Raw genomic sequence first — 21,484 nt, forward strand, 5'->3', positions numbered from 1 at the left:
CCAGGAGGTACAATATGATTAACCGGGCTTAATCCCGGATTGTTTCAAAAGATGTTGGGAACGCTAATAGCCGGTTTTTAATTCTTCCTTACGCAGGCCCCGACAATCCACCGCAAGTTGCAGATGCGAATCGGTTAACGTCGGGATTTCCCTGCAAATTCGCGCACATGAACCCATCTTTTCCGGGGTGCGACAAAGTGCGCGGGACGACCCAGAAGGAGCCCGATCGATGCCCCTGACCCCAGAGGTTCTGACAGCCGACAGCGAGGTCGTCGCCTGGCTCGGTCGTCTCGATGTCTCATTCGCAGCGGACGACGAACCCTGGTTCACGATCGACGGCGTCGAAAGCCCCCGGCAGATCGGCAGTGACAGTTCGGGCGGCGCCTTCGTGCTGCTGCCGTCGCAGAATGTGCTCTACGTGTCATCGGAAGGCCGGGCCGGGATCATCGCGGGGAATTTTGAAGCGTTCGTCCAGCTGGTCGTCGCCCGCCCCTATTGGCTCGACATCCTCAAATTCTCCGCCGGCGGCGATCTCGAGCAAATGCGACGTGCGGCGGATGCGCTGGAAGCGACACTCGACGACGAGGACGACGTCAACGAAGCGAGGGAGGAAATCCGCGCGCGCCTGGATCTGCCGGAGGCCAAGGACCCGGTCGGCGCACTCTACGAAGCGGTCGCGGCTTCCGACGCCATCGTACGGGCCACTGACGGCAGCCCGTTCACGACCCTGTTCAACCGCTTCAGCATCGACAACAACCCGACGCTGCGTAACGCGGCGGCGTGAGTGCTTGGCGCCTCAATCGTTCACGACCGTCATGGCCGGGCTTGTCCCGGTCATCCACGCCTTGCGGCACGAAGAACGTGGATGCCCGGGACAAGCCCCGGGCATGACGAGCAGCAGAGTTACTTCGCCCACTCGCCCTTGCGGAACACCGGCACCTTGCTGCCGTCGGCCAGGATGCCGTCGATATCGGTCTCGGCCGAGCCGATCATCCAGTCGATATGGATCAGGCTCTGGTTGCCGCCTTGCGCGGCGATCTGCTGCGGCGTGAGCTGGGCGCCATTGACGAAGCACTTCGAATAGCACTGGCCGAGCGCGACGTGCGAGGCCGCATTCTCGTCGAACAGCGTGTTGTAGAACAATAGCCCGCTCTGCGAGATCGGCGAGGAATGCGGCACCAGCGCCACTTCGCCGAGGCGGCGTGCGCCCTCGTCGGTATCGAGCACCTTGTTCAGCACCTCGGCGCCGCGCGAAGCCTTGGCGTCGACGATCTTGCCGTCCTCGAAGCGCACCGCGATGTTGTCGATCAGCGTGCCCTGATAGGACAGTGGCTTCGAGCTCACGACATGGCCATAAACCCGCCGGCAATGCGGCGTGGTGAAGACCTCCTCGGTCGGGATGTTGGCATTGCAACTGATGCCGTTCTTGGAGAGCGAGGCCCCGCCTTCCCATTCATGGCCGTCGGCCAGCCCGATGGTGAGATCGGTGCCGGGACCCGAATATTGCAGCGCGCGGAAACGCTGGCCGTTGAGCCAGTTGGTGCGCTCGCGCAGCACCGCATTATGGCTCGCCCAATTGGCCATGGCATCCTCGCGGTTGACACGGGATGCCGCGAAGATCGCATCTGCAAGCTTGCTGATCGCCACCTCTTCCGCATCATCAGGGAAGACCTGCTTCGCCCAGGACGGGCTCGGATAGGCGATGATGTTCCAGTTGGTGTCGAAATTGACGATCTTTTCCAGCGCCGGCTGATAGGCCATGGAATTGGCCTTGCTGGCGCGCGCGACCTTGGACGGATCTTCGCCGGACAACAGCATCGGATTGTCGCCGACGATGGCAAGCCGCGCGGTGTTCTCCGAGAACGCCTTGGCCATGCCCTCATACAGCCAGTTGGCGGCACGATCGAAACTATTGTCGTGGCCGTAACGGTAGCGTGCCAGCGTCATCTCCTCGTCGGAGAGGATGGGCGTCACGATGCCGGCGCCGGCCTTGTAGGCGTGCGCAGCGATCCGGCGCACCAGCGGCAGCGCGATCGCCGGCGCCGTCAGAAGCAGATCCTGTCCCGGTCGCAAGCCCAGCCCCACCTTCACCGCCACCTCGGCCAGCCGGTCGAGCTTCACGGGATCGATGGACGTAGGAGTATTGCGGTGATCGGTCATGCCGGGTCCTCTGCCGAAAGTCTGTCATTCAATCTAAGTGTAACATCACGAGACACAAGTGTGCGAGCGTCTTGCGAGACGTGAAAGATACGGAGTTTCTCGCATTTTGGTTTTCAACGCGTTGCCGATTCAGCACCCGGCCGACCGGCGCCGGCGCAAGGCCGAGGTCATTTTTGGGTGAGTTAAGGGCCTCGATGCCGGCGCGATGAATTCTGGCCGCCACATACGGCCGGGATGCAGCGGCGCCATCTATCCCCGGCGCCTCCATTGCACTCCGGCCTCGGGATCGCGAAAGAGAGACCCGCCTTGCGAATCCGGACGGCGGCATCTGCATCCCATCACATCGCCCTGTCCAAACTTTGATTCAGCGCATTTCGTCGGTCGCACTATCACTCATGATGCGGCGCGCAGTGCCGCATCATGAGGAGACCACCAATGTTGAAATCGTTTCGATTCGTTGCCGGGGCTTGTCTGCTGGCGTGCCTGTCGGCCGCGACTTTGAGCGCGGCATCGGCGGCGCCGCTCGGCCAGCCGCTCGCGATGGCGCAGGCGGCGTCCGGCCAGATCGAGCAGGTGCGGTGGCATGGACATCGCGGCTGGGGCTGGGGCGGCGGCGCGTTCGTCGGCGGACTGGCGGCCGGCGCGATCATCGGCGGCGCGATGGCTGCGCCCTATTATTACGGTTCGCCTTATTACTACGGACCGGCCTATCCGCCGCCCGCGGCCTACGGACCGCCGCCGGAAGGCGACATCGAATACTGCATGCGGCGCTACAGATCCTACAATCCAAATACGGGCCTTTATCTCGGCAACGACGGCCGGCGCCATCCCTGCCCGTGACAAGATCGCCCGCGCCAAACGCGGGCGGCTTGGATCAATCTCCCGAAGCTCCATCCACCCTGTTCCCTCACGGGACAGGGCGGATTTGCATGAGCCGGCTCGCCTCCCTCTACTCCTGCATCATCTCGCCGCTACCGCCGAACTCGGCGGGGAAATCCTTCAGCTTGGGCAGGCCGTCGCGCATCGGCAGGACCGTCTCGGCGTAGTTGACGTGGACGCCGGGCGCGAATTTGAGCGTCGGAATCGTGGCGGTGAAGACGTCGATCATGCCGAGCGGCGGATGATTGGTCATGAGATGGCCGCCACATTTCCTGCAGAATTGACGCTCGCTGAGCGGCGTCTTGGCGTAGGTCGCGACATGCTCTGCACCGGCCGTGACACGCACGGCCTCGGGCTTCCACAGGCTGAACGCATTGACCGGGCCGCCCGACCAGGAGCGGCAGGACCGGCAGTGGCAATATCCCATCGCCTCCGGTTCCCCCGTGACCTCGAGCGCAACCGCGCCGCAAAAACAGTTCCCGACATGAGTCATCGTGTTCTCCGTTTATGAGTCTTTGTAATTGACATTTTCCTCCGTGCCCCCCGGTGCCGCATCCTCCTTTCGATGGACGCGGCGGCGGCATGGCAAGGTTACACCGACTTTCGCCAGGGAATAAGCATCGACACCCGTTGTTTGTACTGCCGGTATTCGTCACCGAAGAGATCGACGAGATCGTGCTCCTCCAGCGCGATGCCGACGAAGATGTAGGCGGTGGTCACGGCCGCGAACAGCAGATGGCCTGCGGTCATGGTCGGTGCCGCCCAGAAGGCGATGATGAAGCCGAGATAGATCGGATGACGGACGAATTTGTAGAGCAGCGGCGTCTTGAACCGCGGCGGCGCGGCCTGCTTGCCGACGAGATGGCTAGTCACCTGATGCAATCCGAACAATTCGAAATGATTGATGATGAAGGTCGAGGTGAACACCAGCACCCAGCCCGCGAACGACAGCGTGATCAGCGTCACGGCAAGATTGGGGTTGGCGACGTCCCATATGACCATGGGCAATGGACGCCACTGCCAGAACAGGAGCAGCAACGACAGGCTCGCGAACAGCACGTAGGTCGAGCGCTCGACCGGCTTGGGGACGAATTGCGTCCACCACGCCTTGAAGCGCTGGCGCGCCATCACGCTATGTTGAACCGCAAACAGCGTCATCAGCAGCAGATTGATGATCATGGCTTCAGCGGCCGGCGTGTCGGTTCCGATATCGATGGTCTTCGGCACCAACAGCCCCGTCACGAAGCCGATGGCATAGAGAATGGTGACGAAAAACACGAGATACGCCGCCACTCCGTAGAGAAAAGCGATGAACTTGAACATGCGCGAGCCCGCAGCCGCCGGGCCAATGGAATCAACCTGATGATCGAGTTGGGTCATGGAAAGCTCCGTTGTGCCGAGGCATCGGCACTGTCTGGCCTCGGCACCATGCCGGGCCGGACCGTGGAAGACTTTCGCGGACCGTTGATTTTCAGCTGAGACGACTTTGATTTTTGCTTGAGACGACAGAAACGTGCGATTTCTTTTTGAGAACAACGTGCTCGACGCCGACCTGCGCGAACTGACCTGCGCCGGGACGACCGTGCCGCTGCAGCCGCAGGTGTTCGATATCCTGATTTACCTCGTCGCGGAACGCACCCGCGTCGTCAGCAAGGACGATCTGATCAGCCGGATCTGGAGCGACCGCATCGTCTCGGATTCCGCGCTGAACAGCCGGATCAATGCCGCACGCAAGGCGCTTGGCGACGACGGCGCGACGCAGCGGCTGATCAAGACGATCCCGCGCAAGGGCTTTCGCTTCGTCGGCGAAGTCCGGGAAGAAGTGGCAGCAAAGCGCGCGCAAGCCGAAACCGCGCCTGTTTCGGCGCGCGCCGCAACAGATCGTCCGGGCATTGCCGTGCTCGCCTTCGAGAACATGAGCGACGACCCTGCCCAGGACTATTTCGGCGACGGAATCAGCGAGGACATCCTCACCGCACTGTCGAAGCAGCGCTGGTTCGTGGTGATCGCCCGCAACTCGTCCTTCACCTACAAGGGGCGCGCGGTGCACATCAAGCAGATCGCCGAGGAGCTCGGCGTCCGCTACATCGTCGAGGGCAGCGTCCGCAAAGTGGACAACCGCGTGCGCATCACCGCACAGCTCAACGACGCCACCACCGGCGGCCATCTCTGGGCCGAGCGCTATGACCGCGAGCTCAACGACGTCTTCGCGGTGCAGGACGAGATCACCGAGCGGATCGTCGCGGCGATCGAGCCGCAGATCCATGCCGCCGAGAGCGGGGATCTGCGCGGCTTCGGGGATTCGCGCAGGCGCTCGTGACCGGGGCGGTCGCTACATCCGCTTCCGGCGCAGATGGACGATGACGTCGAGCCGCGCGATCTCGTGGCCAGGAAGCGCGTCCGGCACCTTGCTGAAGGCAAGGCCGCCGGCGACGTCGATCAGCACGTCTTCGCCCTCGAGATAGAAGTGCGGATGCACCGACGTGTCGGTGTCGAAGAACGATTTGACGCCGTCGGCCGCGATCCGGCGCAGCAGGCCGGCTTCGGTGAACTGGTTCAGCGTGTTGTGGACGGTGGCGAGCGAGAGCCGCAGATTGGCGACCGTGGCCTCGTCATACAGGCTTTCGGCGGTGACATGACGATGATCGCCCAGCAGCAGCATCTTGCCCAGCGCCAGGCGGTGCCGCGTCGGCCGCAGGCCGGCATCGCTCAGCAATTGCATGCAGCGCGCCCCGGCCTCGTCCGCGACCGGCGCGGCGAGATCGTCCAAATCCGTTTCAGGAAGGCTCGCGAGAATGTCCAATGCCGATCGTCTCCGCGCGCGTGTCGTTGCGCGTCCGGCGACCGGATCGCAAATGCGTACGTTTCGCCTTGATCCGGATCAAACTTCCGGCGACCGCCTCTGACCTATCGCAAGGCGACTGGCTCTTCGGTCTGCCAAGATGGCAGAATACGACGAGGCCGTATGTCAAAACCCATTCCCGACAAGGCGGCAGTCGCGCTCGAATACCCTGACAAGTTCTACGCCGGCACCTTCGCGCATTCATCGCGGTTCGAGGCACGGCTCGACGACAGCGGCGTTGCCCTCATACTCGAGCGCCCCGGCACCGAGGACGAGCGCAAATCCGTGCACTTGCACCTCAACTTCGGCTTGCTCGCCGGCATTTTGCGCGAGCTCGCGGCGAGCGTTGCCGCGATCCCAAAGGACGACATCGCACATCGCGAGCTGCTCGCCGACGCGGTCGACGAATTGCAGCGGGCCCTGAAAGCCTCCTCGGCGTAACGACTATTTGGCTTTGGCCTGCATCGGCTTCGGCGCCGGCACCTGGGCCCATTCCTTGTCGGCACGGGGACCGTTGAGATCGCCGGTGAGGCCGATCAACTGGCCGGGCTGGACGTCGAGAGTCTGCTGCCAGGTCTGGGTCTGGCACAGGAACTTGATCAGGCAGCCCTTGAGCTTGAGCCGATCGGCGGATTCGCGCCACAGCGAGACCGAGTAGGATTTGCCGTCCTCGGCATTGTAGATGTCGCCGGCGAAGCGGCCCTCGGGCGTCGCCTGCAAGCCCATGATAAGCTGGTGGCCGAGCAACGGGCGGGCGCGCTTGTCGGTATCAGGGTTTTCCTTGTCGCGATAGGGCTGGCCGCGCTTGTCGACCGGCTCCTTCATCCAGACGATGAAGCCGCAGATGCGCTCGCGCGCGGAACCGCAGCGCTCCAGCCTGACGCGGGCGCGGCCGTCCTCGACCAGCCAGGTGCCGCTGGGGTCAGTGGGCGGGGCGGCGCCGGCGCGACCGCCAAGCATCATCATCACGATGGTGATGGCAATACGCAGCACGAAGCGAAGCAGGAAATTCATCAGCGGCATCTTTCGTTGCGAGGATTGCGGCGTCAGTTCAGTTGCGCCAGCAGCGCATCGGCGCCCTTGTCGAGGCCGGCGGTGGCGGCCGCGAGTGCGCCGACGCTGGCCTTGATGTCGTAGGCGCCGGGATATTGCTTGGTGACGTAGGCCGAGAGCAGGCGCGCGGTCGCGGCGTCGAAGATCTCGACGCCGTAGATGACCGAGCCGGTCAACATGCCCTCGCCGTCGCGCGCGGCCTGCACGCCGTTGTAGACCGCGCCGGCCATGTCGAAGCGGGAGAGCGTGCCGAGCACCGGCGTGTTGGTGACGGCGCCGGTGAGCGTCAGCCTGATCCGCAGCGTGTTCGGCCCGCGCTCGCGCACCAGGGAGAAGCGGCCGCGCAGCCGATCGGCAAAGCAATTCTGCATGTAGGCGGCGAGCGTCGCCTTGTCCTTGTCGGACATGTCGCCGAACTGATGATCCTTGCCCCGATAGATCACGACGGGATCGAGAATCACCTTGTTGTAGGCGCGCCAATCGACCGGCGTGGAATAGCGATAGGGCACGCGGCCGGAACTATCCGACTTGTCGGGGGCCATATAGGCCGAGGAAGCCATCTCCGAATAGGGCACGGGCGCGACCGAGGCGCAGCCGGCCGCGGCTGCGCAAAACACCAGCGTTCCCAGACCGCGCAGGGCGATCGAGCGATCCATTGCAAACTCCTCTAGCGGCTTTCAGGAAAGGCCCGTTTCGGCAAAGGCCTTCTTGGCAAAAAGTTCATGGGGACCGCAGCCGCGTACGGGACCACACGCGGCTGCGACGCTCACCAATTCCGGCTCGTGACTTCGTCCGGGGCCATGTCGGAAGCCTCGGGCCGTCTCAGTGTCTGGATTTATAAAACCGACTAGTTGGTTTGTAAAGTACCGAAATAGCGCTCTGACTCATTTGGCCGCAGCCGCAGCTTTGTGCAGTTGGATTTCGTTAACGATGAATCAGGCGCGTCTGCGCGGACTTGCAGCCTTTGCCGCCGATGCCGCGCCGGATTTGGCGGCCCGCGTCGCCACCGGCTCTTCGAGGCCAGTCCATTGCGCATCGTCGAGCAGACGCGCGAACAGTCGCTGGTGCTCGTCCTTGCTGAGCGGCGACATGCCGAACAGCGAGCTGAGCAGCAGTCCGAGCGCTCCAGCCCAGCGCAGCATCGCAAGATCAGGGTCGGCGGCTTCCTGCTTGATGGCCGCCATTCTCTTCATCTCGAGCTCGCGCGGCAGCGCCATCAGGTTGGGATTTTCGACCATGGCCGCAACCAGGGCCAGCGCCGCGGAATTGGGCGAGCTCGCCGCTTCCCTGATCGTGGCAAGCTGGGTTGCCAGATTGGGATTCGCGGAAGTCGCGCTCACCTTCGCCATATAGGCTGTCGAGAATTCCTCGAAATGCGACATCTGCCGCTCGAGCAGCGCCTTCAGCACCGCTTCCTTGGTGCGGAACTGGTGCATCACGCCGCCCTTGCTCAGACCGCTCTCGCGCGCGATCGCATCGAGTGTCAGCCGACCGGGGCCGTCGCGTGCAATGATCGCGATGGCTGCCTCGAGCGCAGCATTGCGGGACCGTTCGGAGCGTGTGGCATTGTCCATGAGCCGACTTCTCTCCGTGACAGGACAATGAATCAAGTGAAAACAGGACGCGCTGTACATTTTTTGTGCTGATACTGTCGAGACTTTCATCTTGCGGCGCGGAACGAGACCGTGTGAGCCTCGCCCCCGGATGGGGACTGGGATGGGCTGGCCGTCGCTTTGCGCGAGAGGACGTCGCGAAGCGTTTGCGGTCGGTCGCGCTTGAGAAAGATACGACATGTCGAAACGAGTGTTGCTCGGTCTCCTCCTCGCTTGCGGCCTCACCGCCTCGGCGCTGGCGCAAGAGCCGAAGACGGGAGGCGTGATCAACGCGGTGATCCAGCCCGAGCCGCCCGGCCTGATGCTTGCGATGATCCAGAACGGTCCGACCCAGATGGTGTCGGGCAACATTTTCGAGGGATTGCTGCGCTACAGCCCCAAGCTCGAGCCGCTCCCGGAGCTTGCCGAGAGCTGGAGCATCAGCGAGGACGCCAAGACCTACACCTTCAAGCTCAGGAAGGGCGTCACCTGGCATGACGGCAAGCCCTTCACCTCGGCCGACGTGCTGTTTTCGATCGAGATGCTGAAGCAGACGCATGCGCGCGCCCGCGCCAACCTCGTTCAGGTCGAGAAGATCGAGGCGCCCGACGACTACACAATCGTGTTCACGCTGAAGCAGCCGTTCGGTCCGTTCCTCGGCATTTTCGAGGTCGGCTCAATGCCGATCGTGCCGAAGCATCTCTACGAGGGCACCGACTGGAAGACCAATCCCTACAACAACGCGCCCGTGGGCACCGGCCCCTTCATGTTCAAGGAATGGCAGAAGGGCTCGTTCATTCGCCTCGTCAAGAACCCGAACTATTACGAGAAGGGCAAGCCCTATATCGACGAGATCTACTGGCAGATCATCCCCGACGCCGCCGCGCGCTCGGTGGCCTATGAGACCGGCAAGGTCGACGTGCTGCCCGGCGGTTCGGTCGAGAATTTCGACGTGCCTCGGCTGTCCAAGCTGAAGGACACTTGCGTGACCGGCGCCGGCTGGGAGTTCTTCTCGCCGCTGGCCTGGCTGTGGCTGAACAACCGCCAGGGCCCGCTCGCGGACAAGCGGGTGCGGCAGGCCATCATGTACGCGATCGACCGCGATTTCGCCAAGGACGTGATCTGGAACGGGCTCGGCAAGGTCGCAACCGGCCCGTCCGCCTCGACCATCAAGTTCTACACCGACGACGTGCCGAAATATCCGTACGATCCGGCCAAGGCCAAAGCCCTGCTGAAGGAAGCCGGCTACAAGGGCGAGAAGATCCGCCTGTTGCCGCTCGCCTATGGCGAGACCTGGCAGCGCTGGGGTGAAGCCGTGAAGCAGAACCTCACGGACGTCGGCATGAACATCGAGACGATCTCGACAGACGTCGCCGGCGGCAACCAGAAAATCGGCGATTGGGACTACGACATCGCCTTCACCTACCTCTACCAGTACGGCGACCCCGCGCTCGGGGTCGGACGCAACTACGTCTCCAGCAACATCGCCAAGGGGCAGGTGTTCAACAATGTCGAAGGCTACAGCAACGCCGAGATCGACAAGCTGTTTGCCGAGGGCGCGGTCGCGACCCCCGACTCCAAGCGCAAGGAGATCTACGACAAGGCGCAGAAACTCCTGGTCGAGGAGGTGCCGGTGGCCTGGCTGCTGGAGCTGCAATTCCCGACCATCACGCGCTGCAAGGTCAAGAACCTGATCACCACGGGGATCGGGGTCAATGACGGCTTCAAGGACGCATGGCTCGACAAGTGAGCGCGCTGCCCACCTCTCCCGGAGGGAGAGGTCGGATCGCATCGCAAGATGCGATCCGGGTGAGGGTTTACGCTCTCTCGTGGAACCTGATCCCCCTCACCCGCGCCTTCGGCGCGACCTCTCCCCGTTGGGGAGAGGTGTGGCGTGCGGCACGACCGCTTCAATCAACTAGCTTGCGAAACTAAATGCTCTCCTTCGTCGCTCAGCGTGTCGTGAAAGGCGTGATCGTCCTGCTCGCGATCGTCGTCCTCAATTTCTTCCTGATCCGGCTGGCGCCGGGCGACCCTGCGATGGTGATGGCGGGCGAGGCCGGCGCCAGCGACCAGGTCTTCGTGCAGCAACTGCGCGAAAAATTCGGCCTCGACAAGCCGGTGCCGGAGCAGCTCTTCATCTACGTCAAGGGCATCGCGACCCTCGACCTCGGCTTCTCCTTCCGCCAGCAGGCGCCGGTGGCGAAGCTGATCGCGGAGCGCTTGCCGGCGACGCTGTTGTTGACGCTCACCGCATTCGCGATCTCGCTCACGCTCGGTGTTCTGTTCGGCACCTTCGCCGCCCGCTTCGCCGGCACTTTCCTCGACACCGGCATCACGATCTTCGCGCTGATCTTCTACGCCATGCCGATCTTCTGGGTGGCGCTGATGGGCATCCTGCTGTTCTCGGTCACCGTCGACTGGCTGCCGAGCTTTGGCTACGAGACGGTCGGCGCCAATCTTAAGGGCTTTGCCCACGTGATCGACGTCGCCAAGCATCTGATCATGCCGGCGATGACGCTCGGCCTGTTCTTCATGGCGACCTACACGCGCATGACGCGCGCCTCGATGCTGGAGGTGAAGCGGCTCGATTTCGTCAAGACCGCGCGCGCCAAGGGCCTCTCTGATTCCGTCATTCAGCGCCGCCACGTCCTGCGCAACGCGCTGCTGCCCGTGGTGACGCTCGCCGGCGTGCATGCCGGCACGCTGATCGGGGGCGCCGTCATCACCGAGACCGTATTCGCCTGGCCCGGCATCGGACGGCTGATGTACGACGCGCTCTTGCAGCGCGACTACAATCTGCTGCTCGGCGTCTTCGTGACCTGCTCCGTCATGGTGCTGATCTTCAATCTCATCACCGACCTCGTCTATCGCCTGGTCGACCCACGCATCGAATTCGCCGCATGAAACAATTCTGGAAATCGATGCTCAGAAGCCCGAGCGGCGTGATCGGACTGATCATCCTGCTGCTCGCGATCTCGGTCGCGGTGTTCGGGCCGTTGCTGTTCCCGAATTCGCCCTGGCGCATGGTGCAGCGGCCGTTCCTGCCGCCCTTCACGCTTTCGACCGTGCCGCTCGGCACCGATGCGCTCGGCCGCGACGTGTTCGCCGGCATGATCTTCGGCGCACGCGTCTCACTGCTCGTTGGCCTCGTCTCGACGCTGGTTGCGCTGGTCGTCGGCGTCCCCATCGGCGCCATGGCCGGCTATTTCGGCGGCAAGGTCGACGACGCGCTGATGCGCTTCACCGAGTTCTTCCAGACCATTCCGAGCTTTGCGCTCGCGATCGTGCTGGTCGCGATCCTGCAGCCCTCGATCTATTCGATCGTGGCCTCGATCGCGGTGGTGAGCTGGCCGCCGGTCGCCCGCCTCGTCCGCGGCGAGGTGCTGTCGCTACGCACGCGCGAATATGTCCAGGCCGCCGTCGTCACCGGCCAGAGCAACAGCTGGATCATCCTGCGCGAGATCCTGCCCAACGCGCTGTCGCCGGTGATCGTGCTGGCTTCGCTGATGGTCGCAACCGCGATCCTCTTGGAATCCTCGCTGTCGTTCCTCGGCCTCGGCGATCCCAACCTGATCTCCTGGGGCTACATGGTCGGCGCCGGCCGCACCGTGATCCGCCAGGCTTGGTGGATCACCGTGTTTCCCGGCGTTGCCATCCTGATCTCGGTGCTCGGATTGAACCTGATCGGCGAAGGCCTCAACGACGCGCTGAATCCGCGACTGTCGCGGGAGGGCCGCTGATCATGACCGCCCCGCCCGCCGTCTCGATCAGGAATCTCAAGATCGCGCTGCCCAAGGGCGCCGAACGGCCCTTCGCGGTCGACGGCGTCTCCCTCGATTTGCGTCCCGGCAAGATCGTCTGCGTCGTCGGCGAATCCGGCTCCGGCAAGTCGATGTGCGCGCACGCGCTGATGGGATTGCTGCCGGACACCGTCTCCGTCACCTCCGGCGAGATCCAGTTCGAGGGCCGGGACCTGCTCAAGCTCGACGATGACGGCTGGCGCGACCTGCGCGGCCGCCGGCTCGCGATGATCTTCCAGGAACCGATGACCGCGCTCAATCCGTTGATGCGGATCGGTGACCAGATGGCGGAGATGTTCGAGGCCCATGGCCTGCTGACGCCGAAGGAGCGGCGCGCGAAGGCGCTGTCGCTGGCGCGCGAAGTCGGCCTGCCCGACCCCGAACGCATCGTGCGCGCCTATCCGCACCAGCTCTCCGGCGGCCAGCGCCAGCGCGCCATGATCGCGATGGCGCTCGCGCTCGAGCCGGCGGTGCTGGTCGCGGACGAGCCGACCACCGCGCTCGACGTCACCACGCAGGCGCAGATCCTGAAGCTGATCCGCAACCTCCAGCGCAACCGCAACATGGCGGTGATGTTCATCACCCATGATTTCGGCGTCGTCGCCGACATCGCCGACCAGGTCGTGGTGCTCAGGCATGGCAAGGTCGTGGAGGAAGGCCCTGCCGCGACCGTGTTCAACGAGCCGCAGCACGATTACACCAAGGCGCTGCTTGCTGCCGTGCCCTCGATGCATCCTCCGGCGCGCGCACCACTCGACGGACAAGCCAAGGCGGTCGAGGTGATCGGGCTGGACAAGACCTACGTCACCTCCGGCGGCTGGTTTCGTGAGGACCGCCGCGTCGATGCCGCGCGCGCGGTCAATTTCAACATTCTCAAGGGCGAGACGCTTGGCCTGGTCGGCGAATCCGGCTCCGGCAAATCATCGGTGGCGCGGCTGGTGATGCGGCTGATCGAGGCCGACCGAGGCACGGTGCGGATCGGCGACACCGATCTCACCCAGCTTTCGGGCAAGGCGCTGCGCTCCGAGCGCCATCGCATCCAGATGATCTTTCAGGATCCGTTCGCCTCGCTCAATCCGCGCCGCAAGATCGGCCACATCATTGCCGACGGCCCGATCGCGGCCGGAACCGATGCCAGGGTCGCGTTCGACCGCGCCCGCGATCTCCTCAAGATGGTCGGCCTGGATGCCGGCGCGCTCGAGCGCTATCCGCACGAGTTCTCCGGCGGCCAGCGCCAGCGCATCGGCATCGCCCGCGCACTCGCGCTCGAACCCGAGATCATCGTCGCAGACGAGGCCGTCTCGGCGCTCGACGTCTCGGTGCAGGCGCAGGTGCTCAAGCTGCTCGAAGACCTCAAGGCGCGCCTTGGGCTGTCGATGTTGTTCATCACCCACGATCTGCGCGTGGCCGCGCAAATCTGCGATCGCATCGCAGTGATGCAGCGCGGCGTCATCGTCGAGCTGAAACCGACGGCGGAGCTCTTTGCCTCTCCCGAGCATCCGTACACGCGCGAGCTGCTTGCGGCGGTACCGGGACAAGAGGAGCGCGCGCCGGCGGCGTGAGCCGGCCGCTCGCGATGCTACATCTACTTGGCTGGCGGATTGGTGTTTTTCCAGGTGGGGACTGAATTGGTCACGCCGACGGAGGGCTGGTTGGACGTTCCGATCGACGGCGCAGTGACCATTCCGACGGTCTGTCCGGGACTTCCATACGTGCCCTGTTGAGCCGGCACGCCGGGGCGCGTGCTGCTCTTGGCGCCGGTCCCTGATGTTTGGGCGCTTGCGGCGAATGGCGCTGCCGCCAATCCGAGAGCGACAAGGGCGGCAATGGAGCGTCCCGTTCTTGTCATGGCTGATCCTTTCGAACGAGTTCCTCAGGCGCGTCGCGCCGATCACCGAGTCCGAACCGCTCGTGCATTGAACGATCTGACAACGCGAGATGCGCAAAAATGTGCCGCAACGCGATCATGTCGCGCGGCTCAAGCTGCATCACAATGCAGAGGTATTCTGTTCCGTCGCAGGAACGGAGTCGTCACGGGCATTTTATCCTTCGTGACTGCCTGCCCAGCTGGAACGCGAAAGTCGGCGGCCTACATCTGGATAGAATGATTGTCATCATGTGATGACGGGTTTGCCGATCTATTTGGAGGCCGACATGGGCCAGGTTATTCAGTTTGTCTCGAAATCCGAGCGTGAGCGTCTTCGCCTCATCCAGGAGGCGCGCGCGATCTACGACAGCATCTTCCCGCCGGCGGATCCGGCCGGCGAGCCGGCGAGCGGAGCCAATGCGCGCCAAAGCGACAGGGGCAACCTCGCGTGATCAAGATCATCGCTGTGCTCTGTAGCCTTGCCTCGCCGGGAAGCTGCCATGAGCAACTCGTCACCTCCTCGGACTTCGCCGAGGTCTCGGTGCAGTCATGCATGATGGGCGCGCCGCAGCTCGCCGAATGGATGAACCAACACCCGGCCGAACGGCTGGCGGGATGGCGCTGCGTGATCGGCCAACAGGGCGGAAGAGGCGCCTAGGGCTGTTCGCGCATGTGATGACGACCCGCCCCGCATTCCCGATCGGCAGGGCGGAAGGCCGAGGCGCAGCGCGGTCACGCGCTACCTGACCGGTGGGTTGGTGTTGCTCCAGGTCGGGACGGTGTTGGTGACGCCGACCGACGGCCAATTGTATGTTCCGATCGATGGCGCCGTGACTGTGCCGACCGATTGTCCGGACGTCCCGTAATACGTCCGGGGCGGCGTTGCCGTCGTCATGGGACTTCCATAGGTCGGAGCCGGCACGCGCGTGCTGTGGTACCGGCTCGACCTGTGCCCCTTGGCTTCAGCCGCAAAGGGCGCCACCACCAATCCGGTCGCGACGAGCGCGGCAATGATGAGCCTGGTCGTTGTCATGGCTAATTCCTTTGTTTGCGGCGGGCCCGTCGAACCATGTGTTCATTCGCCGGAGAATTCCCATAGGTCCTCGTTCAGGACTCCGTGTGCGGACATGTCCTAGAGCACCGTGACGCCGCGCGATCAGGGCCGTTTCGGTCGCCACGCCGGGCGGCCGTGGCGCTCCTTCACGGTCGCAACCGACTTCATCAGCTCCTTGAAGGCTGCGACCGCCTTGTCGTCTCGAAGCACGCCGTCGCCGAGCGCCTCCAGATGCTCGATCACCACGAGCAACGCATCCGCGACCTGGCCGATCTGCTTGCCGTAACTGGCGACATCCGACAGCACGTCCTTCTCGACGTCGGGTGCCGAGGATTGCCCAAGGGTGATGTTGACGAGGCCGAACTGGCCGCCGGTCGGGCTGAAGAATGAGGTGATCGGGTTGATGGACTGCACGACGTCCCCCGACAGGGGCAGCTTGAACACGGGCATGAATTTTTCCCCTCGCTGACACTCGACCGGCGCGGAGACATTACCACGATCATGCCTGCCTTCGGATGGGCCCGAATCAGCGCTACTGCATGTCCTGCGACGACATCGCGTATTGAGGTGACATGACAGGCCCGGAACTGAAGCAACTCCGCGACGATCTCTCCGACGCCATCGAGCGGAAGCTCACCGCGGCCGACATGGCGAAGCTGTGCGGATTGCCGGAGAACGGCGGTGCCGACACCATCCGGCGCTGGGAGGTGCGTGGGCCGACGCTCGCCGCAACCAAACTGCTGCGCGTGCTGGCGATGGCCAGCGAACGCTACCCGATCCTGGAGAAGTTCGACATCTTCGATCGCCACGACGTGCGCGAGGAAGACCGGCCCGCAAAGCGCGCGGCCTTTCGCGCGCAGATGCGTGACGAGGTGCGGCGGCGGCTTGGTTAACGAGATGCGTGCGGAAGTTACCGCGAAGCGCTCGAATTAAGTCTTCCTTCAGCACTTCTTAAGCCGCCATTAAGCACAAAAATCAATTGCAGCCCAATAAGTTAGGTTGGGCACCGTTGTGCCATGCATGTGACAGCATTTTCGTCAAAAGCGAGCTATCTGCAAAACCAACGCGGCGCGGACAGCGCGCCTGCCGGGGACCTTAGTGCTGGAGTTTGGACGATGAAGAAGATTCTGTTTGCGACCGTTGCGCTGCTCGTGATGGGTGCGGCCGCGCCGGCGATCGGTGCCGATCTGGGCGCCCGCCCCTATTACAGCAAGGCTGCGCCGGCCTATGTCGCGCCGATCTACAACTGGACCGGTTTCTACATCGGCGGCCATATCGGCGGTGCGTTCTCGAGCGACAACAATTTCAACGGCCTCTCCACCGGCAACAACGGCAACGGCCGCTTCCTCGGCGGCTTGCAGGCCGGCATGGACTGGCAGCTCAATCCAAGCTTCGTGGTCGGCGCCGAAGCCCAGTATTCCTGGCTCTCCGGCAGTGTCGGCGCGGTGTTCCCGGGTAACGTAGCCTACACCAACGACCAGCGCGGCCTCGGCTCGATCACCGGTCGCGTCGGCTACACCTGGGGCCCGGGCCTCGTCTACGTGAAGGGCGGCTACGCCTATTCTGATAACAACGAGAAGGTCACCGTCGGCGGCGTGCCGGCCGCCTTCATCATCGATGGCGATCACCGCAACGGCTACACCGTCGGCGCCGGCCTCGAATACATGTTCGCGCCGAGCTGGTCGGCCAAGGCCGAGTACCAGTACTACAATTTCGGCGACGCGCACTTCACCGCAGGTCCGCTGGTCGGCACCGGCAACTTCACCACCGACGATCACACGTTCAAGGCGGGCGTCAACTATCGCTTCAACTGGGCCAGCCCGGTCGTCGCGCGCTACTGATCGCGCCAATAGACTTTCGTCGCTATCCGGGGGCCGGCAGTGATGCCGGCCCTTTTATTTTTCGCCCTGCGGAACTGCCAACCATTTGTGCAACTTGCGATTTTTTAACCCGCACCAAGGATACTCCGCAGCGAAAACAAGATTAAGGGTGGGGGAATTTCGATGGCGATCCGTCTGGGCGTTGGCCGTGTCCTTGGCCGTTTCAAGCCTCGTTTCAAAAGGCCGAGATGGGGCCTGCGTGGCAGCCTGATCGCGGCGTTCGCCGTGATCGCAGGCATGGGCCTCGTGATCGCAGCCGGTGCCGGCTTCGTGTTCAAACATCTCGGCTCGACCATGATGGATTTGAGCGGCCGCGACATCCCGCGCCTCTCCGCCAGCCTGCAGCTCGCCTCGCAAAGCGCAACGCTCGCGGCACAAGGCCCGGGCCTGCTCGCATCGCCCAGTGATGATGCGCTGAACGAGCGCACCAAGAACGTGAAGGAGATCCAGCAGCTCGCGATGGGCAAGCTCGGCGAGATCATCGAGCTCGGCGCCGACCCGCAGACCGCGAACGCGCTCCGCGACACCGCCAAGAGCATCGACGAGGCCACGCAGAGCCTGGTGTCGGCGGCACGCGAACGGCTCGACACCGGCGCGCTGCACGACAAGCAGTATGAAGCATTGCGCAAGGCCCAGCAGTCCTTCGTCGGCGCCGCCGGGCCGGCCATGCTGGATGCGCAGACGCGCCTCAACGCGATCCTCGGCGCAGCCGATGTATCCGCAGACGATGCCACCGAAGCCGCCCGTACCGTCTCGCAGATCTCGACCGTCTCCGCCAATGGCAATCTGATGGCCGCCGACATGATGGCGGCACTCTCGGCCAACAGCAGCGATACGCTCGAGGCGATCGAAAAGGAATTCAAGACCACCCGCGACCGCGTCAAGTCCAACCTCGAGGACCTGCCGAACATTCCCTCGACGCAGGCGGTGCGCGGCGCCGTGCAGAAGCTGTTCGCCTTCGGCGAGGGCAAGACCGGCGTGTTCAAGATCCGCCAGAAGGAGCTCGACGCCATCGACTACGGCCAGACCATCCTGGACGAGACGCGCAAGCTCAATGTCGGCCTCGGCATCAGCGTGCAGGCGCTCGTTGACGGCGTGCAGAAGGAGACCAACGCCTCGACCTTCCAGGCGCGCCAGGAAATCTCGCTCGCCACCACCGCCATGCTGGCGCTGGGCGGGCTCACCCTGATCGGCTCGGCGCTGTTCGTCTGGCTCTATGTCGGCCGCAACATCCTGCGCCGCATCCGCGAGCTTCAGCGCGCCATGCAGCTGCTCTCGGCCGGCGACCTCGACACCGAGATCGTCCGCTCCCGCCAGAACGACGAGATCGGCGCGATGAAGGAGACGCTGACCGTGTTCCGCGACAGCATGATCGAAGCCCGGGCGCTCGCGAGCGATCAGGACAAGGATCGTGTCGCCAAGGCCGAGCGGGCCGCACATATGGAAGCAAAGATCGCCGAGTTCGAGGGCACCGTCCGCACCGCGCTTGACAATCTCGCGCAATCGGCCAATTCGATGCAGTCGACTGCGCAGAGCATGTCGACCACCGCCGACCAGTCCAACGCGCTGGTGAACGCGGTCGCTTCTGCAGCGGAGGAGACTTCGGTCAACGTGCAGACCGTGTCATCGGGCACCGAGCAGCTGTCGTCCTCGATCGAGGAGATCAGCAAGCAGGTCGTCACCTCGGCTGCGATCGCCAAGAAGGCGGTCGATGAGGCCGGCGCCACCGACACCACGGTGCAGAGCCTCGCCGACAGCGCAAGCCGCATCAGCGTCGTGGTCGACCTGATCCAGACCATTGCCTCGCAGACCAATCTGCTCGCGCTCAACGCCACCATCGAGGCGGCGCGGGCTGGCGAAGCCGGCCGCGGCTTTGCGGTGGTCGCGTCCGAGGTGAAGAGCCTCGCCAGCCAGACCGCGAAAGCGACGGACGAAATCCGCACCCAGATCGCCAGCATGCAGCAGGTCACGACCTCGGCTGTCGGCGCCATCCAGGGCATCGGCCGGATCATCGGCGAGATCAACGACGTCACCACGACCATTGCGGCTGCGGTCGAGGAACAGGGCGCGGCCACCCGCGAGATCGCCCGCAACATCCAACATGCGGCCGGCGGCACCAGCGAGGTCTCCAGCAACATCGTCGGCGTCTCCACGGCCTCCGCCGAGGCCGGCGCGGCGGCGACCGAAGTGCTGAGCGCCTCGGACGCGCTCCGCCGCGAAGCCGACATGCTGCGCGGAGAGATCGACGCGTTCCTCAACAACATGCGGGCGGCGTAAGCCGCCGTCGCGCAGCCCGGATCGAGTAATCCGGGCTGCGGAAAACCGCCCGGAATGACCGCTATGCGGTGACCGGCTGGCCTTCTTTTCGGCTGGCGCCCCGCCCGCGCTGGGTTTAAGCCGGTAGCATGAACGCGAAAACCGACACCGTGCAGTCCTCCGCCGAGGCCCTGCGCTACCCTTGGGACCAGCATCCCGGCCACGACGAGATCGTGGAGATCAGACCCGGCGTGCTGTGGGCGCGGCTGAAGCTGCCGTTCCGCCTCAACCACGTGAACATCTATCTGCTCGCCGACGGCGACGGCTATACGATGGTCGATGCCGGCTTCGGCAACGAGGAGACGATCGAAGCCTGGACCAAGCTGTTCGACGGCCCGCTGAAGGGCGTCAACATCACGCGCCTGATCGTGACGCATTCGCACCCCGACCATGTCGGACTCGCGGGCTGGATCGTCGAACGGTTCAACTGTCCGCTGGTAATGTCGCAGGTCGAATACCTGCAATCGGTCTATCACCAGAACCGCGGCACCGAGGAGCGGCGCGAGGCGCAGCGGCTGTTCTTCCGCCGCCATGGCATGGACGAGTCGCTCACCGAAAAGCTGCTCGGCCGCGGCCAGGACTATCTCAAGCGCGTCTCGGTATTGCCGCCGTCCTACCGCCGCATCTCGCATGGCGACGAAGTCGTAATCGGCACGCGCCGTTTCAAGGTGATCACCGGCGGCGGGCACGCGCTCGACCAGGTGATGCTGTATTGCGCCGACGACAAGCTGTTCCTCTCCGCCGACCAGGTGCTGAGCAAGATCTCGCCGAATGTCAGCGTGTGGGCGGTCGAGCCCGACCAGAATTCGCTCGGCGAATATCTGGCCTCGCTCGCGAGCCTCACCACCACCCTGCCCTATGATCTCTTGGTGCTGCCCGGCCACGGCGTGCCGTTCTACGGGCTCAAGACCCGCATCAAGCAGCTCGCCGATCACCACGAAGAGCGCTGCCGCCTGATCGCGGAAGCCTGCCGCGAGGTGCCGCAGACCTCGCGCGCGCTGGTGCCCGTCGTGTTCAACAAGCACGTGCTGGACGAGCACCAGATGGGCTTTGCCGCCGGCGAGCTCGTCGCCCACGTCAACTACATGATCGTCGAAGGGCGGTTGACGGCGGAGACGAAGGACGGCGTGCTGCAGTTCAGGACGACGTGAGTGGCGCTTCACCTCGCCCCGCTTGCGGGGAGAGGTCGGTCGCGGAGCGACCGGGTGAGAGGGACTCTCCACGAATCCAGCTCTCACCGTCCCCGCGGAGACTCCTCCTCACCCCATCCCTCTCCCCGCAAGCGGGCGAGGGAGCGCACCGCCGCCTTGGCGGAAAGCACCTCACTTCATATTCGCAATCGCGTGCAGCGCTGCGATATAGCCAAACGGCCCCAGCCCGCAGATCACGCCGGTCGCCACGAACGAGATCTTGGAGTGGCGGTGGTATTCGTCGCGCGCGTGAATGTTGGAGATGTGCACCTCCAGCACCGGCCCTTCGAACGTCTTGATCGCGTCCATGATCGCGACTGAGGTGAAGGAGAAGCCGGCGGGGTTGATGACGACGGCGTCGGCGTCCTGCCGCGCCGACTGGATCAGATCGACGAGCACGCCTTCGTGGTTGGACTGGTGAAAGGCGAGCTTGAGCCCGAGCTTGGCCGCGACCTCCTCACAGCTCGCAGTGACCTGTGCGAGCGTTGTGGTGCCGTAAATGTGCGGCTCTCGAATGCCGAGCATGTTGAGATTGGGACCATTGAGGATCATCACGCGCTTCATGGGAAGGTCCTTTTGAATGCCTGGTTTGAGCATGCTCTCCCCGGCCAAGGGCGCATGCACTGCGAGATCTGGACTCGGTAATGGCGGCGGCCGCGGTCAAGGAAAGCGCGTGACGCGCCGCGAAGGAAGACCGGGAACGGCCAGGCTCTCATTCCGTCGGATGGTGCAGAGCAGCATTATAAGTCGCGCGAGCTTGATCGGGATCAAATTGCAACGCGCCGGATAGGGCATTTTGCCCAAATGCCCCTCACGACCAAATGTGGGATAGCGCATAGACATTAGAG

At 63.9% G+C, this 21,484-nt stretch carries 24 protein-coding genes and 1 pseudogene; 14 read left to right on the forward strand and 11 right to left on the reverse strand.

Going from position 1 to position 21,484, the window contains the following annotated elements; all coding sequences use genetic code 11:
• Positions 1–229 precede the first annotated feature (229 nt).
• Complete coding sequence (locus XH89_RS34855) at positions 230–784, forward strand: hypothetical protein (protein ID WP_194464797.1); 555 nt, start codon at positions 230–232, stop codon at positions 782–784.
• 119 nt (positions 785–903) lie between these two features.
• Here XH89_RS34855 and XH89_RS34860 read toward each other — a convergent pair whose 3' ends face one another.
• Entirely contained in the window at positions 904–2,160 is a 1,257-nt protein-coding gene (locus tag XH89_RS34860) for an aminopeptidase (RefSeq protein WP_194464798.1), read from the reverse strand.
• Between the two features lie 435 nt (positions 2,161–2,595).
• Here XH89_RS34860 and XH89_RS34865 point away from each other — a divergent pair, with 435 nt between their 5' ends.
• The gene (locus XH89_RS34865; RefSeq protein ID WP_194464799.1) at positions 2,596–3,000 is read left to right on the forward strand and encodes a BA14K family protein; all 405 of its coding nucleotides are present in this window, start codon (positions 2,596–2,598) and stop codon (positions 2,998–3,000) included.
• Between the two features lie 109 nt (positions 3,001–3,109).
• Here the strand turns inward: XH89_RS34865 and XH89_RS34870 are convergent, their stop codons facing one another.
• Together XH89_RS34870 and mddA are read right to left on the reverse strand one after the other, a co-directional pair.
• A complete protein-coding gene (locus XH89_RS34870) occupies positions 3,110–3,532 on the reverse strand; it encodes a GFA family protein (RefSeq protein ID WP_194464800.1) in 423 nt (140 codons plus the stop codon).
• Positions 3,533–3,630: 98 nt separating this feature from the next.
• Positions 3,631–4,419: a methanethiol S-methyltransferase gene (gene mddA, locus XH89_RS34875; RefSeq protein ID WP_194464801.1), complete on the reverse strand. Its 789-nt coding sequence runs from the start codon at positions 4,417–4,419 to the stop codon at positions 3,631–3,633.
• A gap of 133 nt (positions 4,420–4,552) precedes the next feature.
• On the opposite strand from mddA, the pseudogene XH89_RS34880 reads away from it, so the two are divergent.
• Positions 4,553–5,317 (forward strand): annotated as a pseudogene (locus XH89_RS34880) (winged helix-turn-helix domain-containing protein); the annotation flags it as partial.
• Positions 5,318–5,371: 54 nt separating this feature from the next.
• On the opposite strand, the gene irr reads toward XH89_RS34880, so the two are convergent.
• Entirely contained in the window at positions 5,372–5,842 is a 471-nt protein-coding gene (gene irr / locus XH89_RS34885) for a Fur family transcriptional regulator Irr (protein ID WP_301267470.1), read from the reverse strand.
• A 162-nt stretch (positions 5,843–6,004) separates the two neighbouring features.
• On the opposite strand from irr, the gene XH89_RS34890 reads away from it, so the two are divergent.
• Positions 6,005–6,322: a hypothetical protein gene (locus tag XH89_RS34890; protein WP_194464802.1), complete on the forward strand. Its 318-nt coding sequence runs from the start codon at positions 6,005–6,007 to the stop codon at positions 6,320–6,322.
• Positions 6,323–6,325: 3 nt separating this feature from the next.
• On the opposite strand, the gene XH89_RS34895 is transcribed toward XH89_RS34890, so the two are convergent.
• The 3 genes from XH89_RS34895 to XH89_RS34905 all read right to left on the reverse strand — a co-directional run bounded on the left by XH89_RS34895 (position 6,326) and on the right by XH89_RS34905 (position 8,508).
• Entirely contained in the window at positions 6,326–6,895 is a 570-nt protein-coding gene (locus XH89_RS34895) for a DUF2147 domain-containing protein (RefSeq protein WP_194464803.1), read from the reverse strand.
• Positions 6,896–6,927: 32 nt separating this feature from the next.
• Positions 6,928–7,590, reverse strand: a complete 663-nt coding sequence (locus XH89_RS34900; RefSeq protein ID WP_194464804.1) for a DUF3313 domain-containing protein — start codon at positions 7,588–7,590, stop codon at positions 6,928–6,930.
• A gap of 279 nt (positions 7,591–7,869) precedes the next feature.
• Complete coding sequence (locus XH89_RS34905) at positions 7,870–8,508, reverse strand: TetR/AcrR family transcriptional regulator (protein ID WP_194464805.1); 639 nt, start codon at positions 8,506–8,508, stop codon at positions 7,870–7,872.
• A gap of 217 nt (positions 8,509–8,725) precedes the next feature.
• Here XH89_RS34905 and XH89_RS34910 point away from each other — a divergent pair, with 217 nt between their 5' ends.
• From XH89_RS34910 to XH89_RS34925, 4 genes are all read left to right on the forward strand, one after another.
• Entirely contained in the window at positions 8,726–10,276 is a 1,551-nt protein-coding gene (locus XH89_RS34910; RefSeq protein WP_194464806.1) for an ABC transporter substrate-binding protein, read from the forward strand.
• 185 nt (positions 10,277–10,461) lie between these two features.
• A complete protein-coding gene (locus XH89_RS34915) occupies positions 10,462–11,433 on the forward strand; it encodes an ABC transporter permease (protein WP_194464807.1) in 972 nt (323 codons plus the stop codon).
• A complete protein-coding gene (locus XH89_RS34920; RefSeq protein ID WP_194464808.1) occupies positions 11,430–12,269 on the forward strand; it encodes an ABC transporter permease in 840 nt (279 codons plus the stop codon). The genes XH89_RS34915 and XH89_RS34920 overlap by 4 nt, the downstream gene beginning before the upstream one ends.
• A gap of 2 nt (positions 12,270–12,271) precedes the next feature.
• Positions 12,272–13,891 (forward strand): ABC transporter ATP-binding protein, encoded by a 1,620-nt coding sequence (locus tag XH89_RS34925; protein ID WP_194464809.1) that lies wholly within the window; start codon positions 12,272–12,274, stop codon positions 13,889–13,891.
• Between the two features lie 23 nt (positions 13,892–13,914).
• On the opposite strand, the gene XH89_RS41460 is transcribed toward XH89_RS34925, so the two are convergent.
• Entirely contained in the window at positions 13,915–14,178 is a 264-nt protein-coding gene (locus XH89_RS41460; RefSeq protein WP_246767697.1) for a hypothetical protein, read from the reverse strand.
• Positions 14,179–14,450: 272 nt separating this feature from the next.
• Here XH89_RS41460 and XH89_RS34930 point away from each other — a divergent pair, with 272 nt between their 5' ends.
• The gene (locus tag XH89_RS34930) at positions 14,451–14,648 is read left to right on the forward strand and encodes a hypothetical protein (protein WP_210345284.1); all 198 of its coding nucleotides are present in this window, start codon (positions 14,451–14,453) and stop codon (positions 14,646–14,648) included.
• Entirely contained in the window at positions 14,645–14,854 is a 210-nt protein-coding gene (locus tag XH89_RS34935; protein WP_194464811.1) for a hypothetical protein, read from the forward strand. The genes XH89_RS34930 and XH89_RS34935 overlap by 4 nt, the downstream gene beginning before the upstream one ends.
• Positions 14,855–14,935: 81 nt before the next feature.
• Here XH89_RS34935 and XH89_RS34940 read toward each other — a convergent pair whose 3' ends face one another.
• The gene (locus XH89_RS34940; RefSeq protein WP_194464812.1) at positions 14,936–15,229 is read right to left on the reverse strand and encodes a hypothetical protein; all 294 of its coding nucleotides are present in this window, start codon (positions 15,227–15,229) and stop codon (positions 14,936–14,938) included.
• A gap of 123 nt (positions 15,230–15,352) precedes the next feature.
• Positions 15,353–15,700, reverse strand: a complete 348-nt coding sequence (locus tag XH89_RS34945; protein WP_194464813.1) for a hypothetical protein — start codon at positions 15,698–15,700, stop codon at positions 15,353–15,355.
• Between the two features lie 122 nt (positions 15,701–15,822).
• Between XH89_RS34945 and XH89_RS34950 the strand changes: the two genes are divergently transcribed.
• The 4 genes from XH89_RS34950 (at position 15,823) to XH89_RS34965 (ending at position 20,597) form a co-directional block, all read left to right on the forward strand.
• Positions 15,823–16,143, forward strand: a complete 321-nt coding sequence (locus XH89_RS34950) for a hypothetical protein (protein ID WP_194464814.1) — start codon at positions 15,823–15,825, stop codon at positions 16,141–16,143.
• Between the two features lie 222 nt (positions 16,144–16,365).
• A complete protein-coding gene (locus XH89_RS34955; RefSeq protein WP_194464816.1) occupies positions 16,366–17,091 on the forward strand; it encodes an outer membrane protein in 726 nt (241 codons plus the stop codon).
• A gap of 162 nt (positions 17,092–17,253) precedes the next feature.
• Positions 17,254–19,407 (forward strand): methyl-accepting chemotaxis protein, encoded by a 2,154-nt coding sequence (locus tag XH89_RS34960; RefSeq protein ID WP_194464817.1) that lies wholly within the window; start codon positions 17,254–17,256, stop codon positions 19,405–19,407.
• A 128-nt stretch (positions 19,408–19,535) separates the two neighbouring features.
• Positions 19,536–20,597: an MBL fold metallo-hydrolase gene (locus tag XH89_RS34965; RefSeq protein ID WP_194464818.1), complete on the forward strand. Its 1,062-nt coding sequence runs from the start codon at positions 19,536–19,538 to the stop codon at positions 20,595–20,597.
• Between the two features lie 171 nt (positions 20,598–20,768).
• Here XH89_RS34965 and aroQ read toward each other — a convergent pair whose 3' ends face one another.
• The gene (gene aroQ / locus XH89_RS34970; RefSeq protein ID WP_194464819.1) at positions 20,769–21,200 is read right to left on the reverse strand and encodes a type II 3-dehydroquinate dehydratase; all 432 of its coding nucleotides are present in this window, start codon (positions 21,198–21,200) and stop codon (positions 20,769–20,771) included.
• Positions 21,201–21,484 lie beyond the last annotated feature (284 nt).

The organism is Bradyrhizobium sp. CCBAU 53340 (genome assembly GCF_015291645.1).
Classification (GTDB): Bacteria; Pseudomonadota; Alphaproteobacteria; order Rhizobiales; family Xanthobacteraceae; genus Bradyrhizobium.